This is a genomic window from Rhizorhabdus antheiae (genome assembly GCF_049889055.1).
GTDB lineage: Bacteria > Pseudomonadota > Alphaproteobacteria > Sphingomonadales > Sphingomonadaceae > Rhizorhabdus.
This window is the reverse complement of the sequence record NZ_JBLTWO010000022.1, coordinates 1-9,950: the sequence shown is the minus strand read 5'-3', so window position 1 is coordinate 9,950 and position 9,950 is coordinate 1. Positions and strand designations below refer to the sequence as shown.

Here is a 9,950-nt window from a genome sequence, read left to right as displayed (position 1 = left end):
CGATAAACGATGGGGTTGTTCGAAATGGGCACCGAAATAGTCCCATTTTAACGATGGCAAGACAAAAGCAATTGGTTCGGCTCAGGGGTAAGTGTTTGCGTGCAAATCGTTATTTAGCGAGATAGGCGGTAACGGTAGCAAAATTTTAGTGTCGTTTTCGGTACTGAATGGCTAGCAAGCCATTGAAATAATTGGGGAATGCTGCTTCCCTGTTAAAGATAAGGCCGCGCGCGGGGGCGCAACCAAATCGCTCTGTTCCTGCCGGGCCTGCGGCCCGGTCATGTGGCCATCGCGGCATTGACGCAATTATGTTGAGGCGAGGGCAGTCGCTTCCATTCAGCTGCGGAATTACGGGGATGGTGTGGACGGCGCTCTGAGGGAGATTTGAGTTGCATAGCGACATTCTCCACAGTGCGACTGTCGGCATTTCGGTGACGCTCCATTCAACTATATTTTGTCTTCGGCCCCCGTTTGCCGAGCTTCGGATCTCATCTCAGCGTCTCTTCGATAGGATCGAGAAGCGCACAGTGCCCAAGCGGTCGTCTAGTTCTTTCGGAATGACGAAACAGGGTGGATCGCGTGCCATCTAGCAGGACTGCAGCATCGGAGCATAGATAATTGAAACATCATCGTTAATCGCTGTCGCTGTCCCTTAATTTCCGGACATTTCCACACCGGTTGAATGTGTGATGTATTCGTGTGGGGCGAGGCGGCCAAGGGCGCAATGCGCGTGGACGGTGTTGTAGTGGTGGACCAGCTTGGCAGCCTCACGAGCCAGCAGATAAGCCGGGCGCCGGTCGCCGAACCGGCGGCGCTCCCCTGCCAAATCGCGCACCCGTTGCCGTAGAGGACCGTCATCGGGCTGTGCCGACCGATAGCGGACCACCCTGCGGCTCACACCGACCAAGTTGCACGCGCGACGTTGGCTCAGCCCGGGATGCTCACGAGCCTGGGGGAGGGCATCCCGCTTAGCGCCCTTCAGCACGACATTGTCGAGCATCGCCTCTGCCAGCAGCTTCTTCAACAGGCTGTTCTCTTCCTCGATAGTGCGCAGGCGCCGGGCGCTGGAAACTTCCAGCCCACCATATTTCGACTTCCACTTATAGAATGTTGCCGAGTTTCTCCGGTGGCGGCGGCACAGATCCGCTGTCGCCATCCCGCTCGACTCCTTCGCGTCGGACTCTACTCAAAATCGGTCACATTTCAGGGAAGAATGTCGCTCCGGCAGAGCGTTTGCAGTTCACTCTTGACCGCCTTCTCTCTCCACCACACCATTTGTTTAAAACTGTTCCATCCAAAATGGTCCAGCTTTCCATTGCGCCCCTCTGGTAGGCCTTGCTTAATTGTTTCGCCAAAATTCATCGCTGTGCAAGCGTCTCGGCGATGAAAATTGAACTGAGCCTTTAGGTAGCGACTGTTGATTGGTGCTGATCGGAGCCTGTGCGCGCAGTCGCAAGGGTTCGAATGTTGGGGGAAATATGAGCATGCCACGTGGTCGAAACTCGCGAAATATATGGAAATTTCGCGATAGGAGATCAAGCGATCTTGGATTCCGGGCCATCCCGATCCTCGCCGTCGCATACCTGGCGCCTTCAGTTGCTTCTGCGGCGGCTCCCGCCGTCGTCATCGCCGCCGCGCCGCTCGTCTCCCCTTCGGCGGCACTGTCATATTATGGTAACCCTGTAAGTCCCGCTGCACCTGCGGCTCGGGACGTTCTCGTGAAGGAGATGGCCCGTTCGCTGAGATATGACATTGACAATATCTTTCAGCATGTGCGCGATAACGTCGAAACTGTGCCCATTTGGGGGGCGCAGAAGGGCGCTCGCGGCGTTATACTCGACGGCTACGGCACATCTTTCGATCAAGCGCAATTTTTGGTCGACATGTTGCGTGAAGCTGACGCCGTCGCTGGCGCCCGTTACAATCCGAGCTATGTTCTTGGGCAGATTTCGCTGTCTGCCAGCCAGTTTTCGGCATGGACCGGTGTCAATGATGCGGCTGCTGCAACGCGGCTCCTCGCCAATGGGGGTATTCCGGCTTCCGTAACCGGCTCGGGTAGCAGTTTTACGGTTGTTATGGGGCATATCTGGGTGAGGGCGTCCGTGAACGGCGTCGTTTATCTGTTTGATCCCGGATATAAGTCGCATAGCGTACGGAGCGCTATGGGCTGGCAGGGCGCGTCGGGCTATTCCGGAGCAAATCTGCTGAGCGCCGGCGGCGGTGGCACCGACCCGGCGATCGTGAACGGATTTAATGCAACGTCCTTCACGCAAACGCTCAACACATATCGCGGGAATGTAGAAACTTATCTGGGTTCCAATGCCGACGGGGTACGGGCTGATGCTGTCGTGGGCTATTCGACGATCATTGCCCATCCATCGTCGGAGAACCGCAGGACATCTCTTCCCTATGTCGTTGCCCAGGACAGCGTTTGGGCGGGCCAGATTCCCGATGCGTATCGGGCATCAATCACGGTCTCTTTGAATGGCGACACCTATGGAACGTATTTTGCCGATGTTGATGGGGGGCTGGTTCGCGAATTCACCTACTTCTATGACACGGGCACGAGCTCCTTCAAGAAGGTGGCGGCGTTCGTAAATCCTGTCCTTATCGGGAATTATGCTGCGGAATGTGATGCATATCTCGGAGGGCGGGCCGCTGTTGCGCCTGCGATAGCGTCCATACAGATTAATCATCCTTACGCTGCGAATTCCGGCCAATATGCGGATCGTATCCTGACCAAGCCTCTGGTGGATCGTCAGTGTGTCGCAGGTCACTTCTATGTGACCAATGATTGGGGATATACCGGCTCGGGGATCGCCACACGCATGGCAGCACCCGTAGCGAAGCTTGGCGGCGGGGCGCCTCCCGGGTCAAAGCCCATGCAGATCGGCACCACGCTGACAAGCGTGGCGAACAAGTATAGTCAGTTTCTGGACCTTGCGGGGACCGTTCAAGGCAACATATTCCTCGTGCACGATCTTATCGGCGTGCATACGGTTGACGAAGTCGCGACAAAGATGGACCCGCCGATCGCGACGCCATCAAGCTTCCTCACTATGGACTATGAGGCCGCTGTCAGCGCCATATCTTTGGATGGCTTAGGCGACACGGGCGCGGCGTTCACGGCTGGACTTGGGCTGTCCTACATTGAAGGATCGGTTCCACGTCAAGAAACGGACGCTGTATATGATATGGCGGCCGTGAACCTGATCACGCAGCAGCAGGCGCGTGCGACATCGGGCAATACGTTCAGGACCTTCCTGGCAACCCCTGCCACCTGGAACAGCGTCAAGAATAGTCTGGCCAGTGATTATCCCGTCGCTGCAGTCGCGGCGATCGAGGCCTATGTGGCGGAAGGCTATTCCGTGCTGGCTCCCGAGCATGGCGGTCTGCGGCAGCAGAAGATCACCGTTGCAAATCCCGGTATCACACGCACCGCTACGTTGATTGAGGGGAACTCGCCGACCGGGTTGGGCGAAGGGCCGGAACTGGTTCGATCCGCCTTCCTTGCCTGGAAGTCGAATGGCGGACTGATTGAGCGCGTCGCGCTTGGAGTTTATGATCCGAGGCATGGTCGGGTATTGAAGGGCGGCATTGGCGTGGCCCAGGATCCCGTTGCGAACACAATTCGTATGCCTGACATTCCCAAGGTGGCAGCCGAGAAGTCGCTCCGTTCGGCCGCGAATGTTGACGATCGGTCGGGCGCGCTTACTTATGTGCCGTCAGCGGACCTATCCGATGGGTTCGGCGAATTCCCTTATGCGCTGACGTTTCAAAGAGCCTATGATCAACGTGACCAGACCAATTATGGCGTAGGCATCGGTTGGAAGACCAACTGGAATCAGGTCGCAAGCTTCTCGAATGATGGCAGCGCGGCACTTGGCCAATCCGGTGGCCAGGCTGCCGCAAGCTCGCTAGTCACCCTTCTTGCGTTGAAGGATCTGGTCACGACCCAGAACGCTCAGCGGCTTTATGGAGCGCTCCAGTCGATTGCGTGGCTGGGTGATCAGACGATCAACAACACGGTCGTCATCTCTCGGGGGCTGGGCGGCGAGAAAACTTTCTACAAGCAAGCGAATGGCACATTCTTGAGCGCATCTGCCGATGGCGAGACTCTAACGCAAACAGGATCGCCTGAAACAGGGATTATCAACCGCCGCCTTTACCATCCCGTCTCGCTGGACTATCGAGATCGCGACGGCACTCTGCGGAAATATCCCAGTTTTTATTCTGGAAGTTCACTTATAAGCTCCTCAAACAGCCCGGATATAGCAAGCCTTCTCTCGCAGAAGAGCCTGTATATGTCTCGCTGGGACTTCCCGTCGGGCGTTCGGATATACGCAGACTATTATAACCTCGTTGCCACCCCCGGTGTGTTTGGCCTTAACTCGGTTCGGAACAATCTGGGCGCACGTATACAGTTGAACCAGGGGGCAGATCTCGGTTCTGCGACACGGCAGCCCGTGTGCACCTTCGTCAGTCTGAACAATTTTGCACTGAGTTGGCTCCCGGCTCGACCCGCCAAGGTTTCCTATGTCACCAACGGCGGTAGCAGTTTTTCTATATTGTTGAACCCGCAATCTGCATCCACTCCCGTAAACAATAATTTTGAGTATGGCTGTAATTCGAGTGGAAAAGCTGTGTACAGTGATGGTGACACGTCCCGGCTGATTACACAGTCCACCACTGGGCAAACTTATGTTCAGGGAGTTGTCGACGCAGTGGGTAATTCATGGGGCTACGCAAATACTCTGGTGGCCGAGACTAACCCTCTGTCATTCGGTGGATACACGGCGCTGTCAGCAATCTACAAGCCGAGCCAACCAAGCACACCTGCCCTCAACGTTGCTCGTGGTCTCGAAGGAAATGTCACGTCAATAACGGATTTGAACAACCACAGCTGGACCTATTTCACCTCCCCGTTCCGCTCGGAAGATCTGAGCCCCCTTCAAGCGTCTTCCAGCAGCAAGCGCGGCACAGTCAGCTATTTCGATCGCTGGGGGCAGGCGATCACATCGGTCGATCCTCTTCTTCGGACGACGAAGTGGGAATATGACGACTTGGGCCGCGTCACGAGCAAAATGATGCCCGAGGGCAACCGCGAGAAGACCGCCTACGACGCGCGCGGGAACATTGTCCAGATAACCCAGTGCGCAAAGTCCGGATGTGGAGCCGGCGATCTGATCACGCAATTTGGCTATGTCGAAGCGGCGACTGTACGGTCGTGCTCCGATCTCACAGTGTGTAACAAGGTCCTCTGGTCCAAGGATCCGCTTCTCCAAAGAACAAACTACACTTGGACTGCTGGAAGCGGTCAATTGCAAGATGTGAGGAAGGGATTGGACAGTTCTGGCGCGAACTGTCTGATAACAAATGGGATTTGCCCATATACCATTTTTAACTATACACTTTATTCCCGAACCGATCCGGCGAACGGTGCGTCGGCAGGCAGCGTACGGATGCCGACCAGTCAGAGAGACACTATAAGTTCTTCAGCAAGTGTCACCACGGCGTATGGCTACAAATCTGACGCTCGACTATTGATGAACGAGCAAGTGGTAGACAGCGGTGGCCTTTCATTACGCACCTGCTTCCGTTATGATTCTGCTGGAAATCTGATATCCAAGACGGCACCAAGGGCTAACTTGACCTCTTGTCCATAGCATCCCCATCTATGCCGATCCCATGGGTGTGATGGGGACGTGGCGCACCGATAAGGGGGCCTAGAGAAGAGCGGATTATTTTCATGTTGACTGCACGTCATGTGCTCGCTTGGTCGTTCCCAGTCGGAGTTGGAGCCTTGCTCCTTCATGGTAATTATTTGAAGGAGTCGCACCGTGTCTGGGGGCATGCCCCCAGACACATTGGTTGGCGAATTCGATGGGAGCCTTCCGGCCGAGCTTCGATGTAGACGGACGGCGTTGTTGCGGTGCTGCGAGACGGCGCGCCCGAACCGGGCGTCAGCCAGCGAGATGGGCAGGTCTTATTGAGGCATTCGCCCCGCAGCCGGTCGTTGAAGCTCTCCACGAAACCGTTATGCATCAGCCTGCCTCGGGCGTTGTAATGCCCACGGCCAGGCGCTCTTGTGACCGCCGCAGGATGGCTGACGATGTAGCCATGCACCGTTGTCGCTGACTATGATGGTACGGGGCTCATCACGCAGGCCGATCAGGCTGGCCAGTCCCCTGGCCATCCGAGCACTCGACGCCTAAGTGTCGGCACCAGCGACAGGCACTCCCGCGTGAAGTCATCGGCTATGCACAGGATGCGAAAGCGCCGACCACAGGCGAGGCTGTCAGTGAGGAAGTCAAGCGATCAGCGCTGGTTCGCATCTGGCAGGATCATTGTCGCCCGAGCGGTGAAAGCCTGCCCGCGCCCGCTGCGCTGGCGCACCCGTAACCCTTCCTCGTAGTAAATCCGCAGCAGCTTTCTATAATTGGGTGCCATGCATTGGTGCGCCAGGATGTCGCCAAGACGGCGATGGGCGAACCGCCGGCTCGCTCCCGCCAACTTGGGCAGCCCTTGCCGCAACCGGTCATCGCAAGGGCGGCTCGGTCGATACTGCACCACCCTGCGGCTCACACCGACCAGTGCACACGCCCGACGCTCGCTCAGCCCATGATGCTCACAGACATGCACGATGGCTTGGCGCCAGGCGCCAATATCTTTTGACGCCAGACCCTGCAGCACCCCGAACCCCGGGAGAGCAATTGGCCCCGCCCACAAGACGGTGTTGGGTGAAAAGGCTGTCAGACCGGGGGTCGCGGAAACTCAACAGGAGCGGCGCTAAACACGCGTATTGACGTGGTCAGGGAAACGACCCGCGGACCTCGCAAGAGGCAGCAGCCCTGCGGTGATGTACAGACAGGCCGAGACACATGGGTAAAACGAACTGGCGCTGATCATTACGTAAAACCTCTTGCACCGTCGGGCCGTCCATGCCGCCACGTCGCTTGATTAGCGCGTTGGTTCAGGTTCCAAATAGGCGTCGAGCATCCGGTCCACATTGGCCTTCACCATTTCGGGGCGGACATGGACCAGATCATCCTCCCAGGCCATGCTTCGGCCCGAACTCGTAACACTCTCATAGGAGGGGTAATAATCTACCCACGAATAGTCTCTGGCAGCGACCTCGGCTGCTACCCGGAGGGCAGCCTTGCTATAACCGTTCGCCACGATCGCATCCTTGCCATCGAACGATCGCACGAAAGGGACTGGCGACACGGTGAGCAGGACATTGTGTGTAGGATTTACCCTGCGAAGCCGCTCGATCAGCTGTCGCACCGCTAGGAGCGTCTTCTCAACTGACAGAACTTCGAAAAAGAACCGCCCCGGATGCCGCTGGGCCAAGGCGCGGGGGACGGTTTCATTGAGGTATAATTGCTTATCTTCATCCCACCAGGCCTCGATCAATCCCAAGGTGATGATGACCAAGGCGCTCTGGCGAATGGCGCTGTCATAAAGTTCACGGATTTTCTGTCGACGCTTGATACCGCGCGCAAAGCTGACTGATTCCGTCGTGTGAAGCTGCCCATCCCACCACTGATCCTCACCGGTTTCTATCAGAAATTGAGAGCCGTCGCTGCTGTCGACGATGAAGTCGATCTCATTAAGCATTGAGAAGGGGGTGTATTTGTTGAGGAGGCCCGTGCGCAGGCCCGTTCCCGCCCATAGCTCTTCCTGCGGAACCCGGAACCCGAGCGTGGGCACCGTCAACCCATGATCGGCGAGCGCGAATTCGATGTGGCGTGCAAAGCAGGATCCCATCGTGAAGATCGATGCGTCGCGAGCAATCGAGAAACCGGGTTGAATCGTCGGCAAGCAAAGCGGCTCGATGCGCCCGGATGCACGATCTGGCCACTTGGAAGCGCGATTCCCACTTGTCTGCGCATAGGCCGCTTCGGCCGATAAGCGCTCAAAACCCATCTTCTTCTCCAAATCTCTAGAGGTATGCAAATACCCTATCTCGACTGTATCGCCGGCGCGACCGCGATCTTTCCGCTGCTGAATGTGGCCCTGAATGCGCTGGCGACGCCCACCAACTAGGTTAAGAAGCTGACCCGTGCGTGCATCGACGACTTGGCGGGGGCGGCCGCCTCAATGCCTCTTTGCGCAACAGCACGTCGCCCGTATGCAAGCGTCACCCGGCGACGCGCTCAATTCCGGCCTTTCCGATCGCTCCCGCGGGTTGGGGTTGTAGAGGCATTCGATGTAATCGAACACTTCCGCCTTCGTCTGAGATCTCGTGCGGTAGACCTTCTTCTCGATCCGCTCGATCTTGAGCGATGAGAAGAAGCTTTCCATGGCGGCATTATCCCAGCCATTGCCGGACCCGGCTTATCGAGCATATGACGCCATAGTCGGCCATCAGTCGCTGGAACGACTCCCTAGTATAGTGGCTGCCTTAGTCCGAGTGATGCAGAAAGGCATCCGATCCCAAGGGCCAGATTCGTTCAGAGCCAGAATGCGATGGCGGCAGCTCGTAGCGGCGCGGATTTCTCTAAGTTCATTCATTAAATGTTGTGCGGGAAAGCCAACGTGCATCTCACCCCTTGGCAGGCAAGGTCCATCGGCTTCAGTGCTGAAGGTATCTCGCTGAGCAACGTCGGCAAGGCATTTATGTTAGGGTCAAGCAGGACGCCAAGCTCTGTGACGATAAGGCCTGCCTCGCGCACGCCGTGCAGAAAATCGGTCAACGTCATTCCGTTGAGCCCATCTCTATACTCGCCCCACTGGAGTGGTGAAACCTTGGCTCGTAAATCGGATTGCGACAACCGGAAGTGATCCCAAGGACCTACGGGCATGTGATGGCCGGTCGATGAATGAAAAAGTGGTCCCGCGAGCACATAAATCCGGGCGCCTTTGCTCGGGATAAACTTAGCTATCGCAGCAAGATTAGCCGAAAGTCCGAAGACATGTTCAAGAGTATTATTCGTGAGGACAAGGTCAAACTCGCCTATATCTTCAATTTCGTGTGCAGTAGCCGCATGTAATTCAAATTTGGTGGCGAGTTCCTTTTGGCCACTTTCCTCCAGCGCACGCTCGATGAAAACACGTTCGTCCGACCGCGGATCTATGCCAGCCACATAGGCCGCACCGCGGCGGAGACACCACAATACCTCAGTTCCCCATCCCGATCCCACTATCAGGACGCGCTTTCCCGAGACATCCACGCGGTCCGCAAAATATAGCCCCATGTGGCCATCCCACCGCTGAATATAGGCGGTGACTTCGGATATATGCTTCTCAGTCAGACTCATGTTCGGATGCTAGCTGCCAATGGCACTCGCTGTACAGTCAGATTTGAGCTTGGTCCGTCGATATCTCGAATGCCTACGCTACTTTGGCAGAAGTGTGCTGGGAAACGCGATGAGACTGCATCGGCAATTTGGGCAGTGCTCAGGGAATTGCGGCAACAGACCTGCTGCCACTCGCGCCTTCCAGCAGGGCGTGAACAGGCATGGATTTGGCATCCGGCGCGTGCCGCACCCGTGGTCGTCTGCGTGCCGCGACCGGGAAGATCAATTTCCCGTCGGCCGGATAGACCTTCTGATGCCGAGGGATGTTCACGGCCAAGCAAAGGCCTTGCGCGCTCAGTGCTTTCCGGCACGCGGCGGATAGTCCGCAACTGGCATCTGCCGAAACGCGCCGAGGCGCACACCGATAGCGTTAACACGATTGATCTCGTCAGTGGCGATGTCGGGCTTGGTTCGATACGCCTGAAAAGGCTCGGGTACGCCAGCCCGGGCCATCCGGGTCGCATCGCCGGTCCAGCTTTCCGGCAGGAAAAGTCGCAGGCCCAGCATGAGCGGCACTTCTCCCGAAGCTAGCTTCACCGACGGCAGCGTCTTGCAGTTCGCATTATTGCGCAGTGCCCTGGCGTATTGAGACGCAACGCCAACCGAAGTCTTGCCCTTATGGGCAGAGCGGTGTCGTCGATAATCAGC

Annotated in this window: 4 protein-coding genes and 4 pseudogenes; 1 reads left to right on the top strand and 7 read right to left on the bottom strand. The window is 56.9% G+C overall.

The window, feature by feature from the left end:
* Nucleotides 1-754 precede the first annotated feature (754 nt).
* Nucleotides 755-946: pseudogene (locus ACNI3R_RS20305) on the bottom strand (IS3-like element ISMamg1 family transposase); the annotation flags it as partial.
* 33 nt (nt 947-979) lie between these two features.
* A pseudogene (locus ACNI3R_RS20300) lies at nt 980-1,159 on the bottom strand (transposase); the annotation flags it as partial.
* A gap of 319 nt (nt 1,160-1,478) precedes the next feature.
* Between ACNI3R_RS20300 and ACNI3R_RS20295 the strand changes: the two are divergent.
* Nucleotides 1,479-5,666, top strand: a complete 4,188-nt coding sequence (locus tag ACNI3R_RS20295) for an RHS repeat domain-containing protein (protein WP_426187033.1) — start codon at nt 1,479-1,481, stop codon at nt 5,664-5,666.
* A 154-nt stretch (nt 5,667-5,820) separates the two neighbouring features.
* Here ACNI3R_RS20295 and ACNI3R_RS20290 read toward each other — a convergent pair whose 3' ends face one another.
* The 5 genes and pseudogenes from ACNI3R_RS20290 to ACNI3R_RS20270 form a co-directional block, all read right to left on the bottom strand.
* A complete protein-coding gene (locus ACNI3R_RS20290) occupies nt 5,821-6,126 on the bottom strand; it encodes an integrase core domain-containing protein (protein WP_426187030.1) in 306 nt (101 codons plus the stop codon).
* A gap of 834 nt (nt 6,127-6,960) precedes the next feature.
* Nucleotides 6,961-7,929, bottom strand: coding sequence for a GSCFA domain-containing protein (locus ACNI3R_RS20285; RefSeq protein WP_426187027.1), 969 nt, complete (start codon nt 7,927-7,929; stop codon nt 6,961-6,963).
* Nucleotides 7,930-8,100: 171 nt separating this feature from the next.
* Nucleotides 8,101-8,452, bottom strand: a pseudogene (locus tag ACNI3R_RS20280) (IS3 family transposase); the annotation flags it as partial.
* 64 nt (nt 8,453-8,516) lie between these two features.
* Nucleotides 8,517-9,263, bottom strand: a complete 747-nt coding sequence (locus tag ACNI3R_RS20275; protein ID WP_426187024.1) for a class I SAM-dependent methyltransferase — start codon at nt 9,261-9,263, stop codon at nt 8,517-8,519.
* A gap of 172 nt (nt 9,264-9,435) precedes the next feature.
* Nucleotides 9,436-9,950: pseudogene (locus ACNI3R_RS20270) on the bottom strand (transposase); the annotation flags it as partial.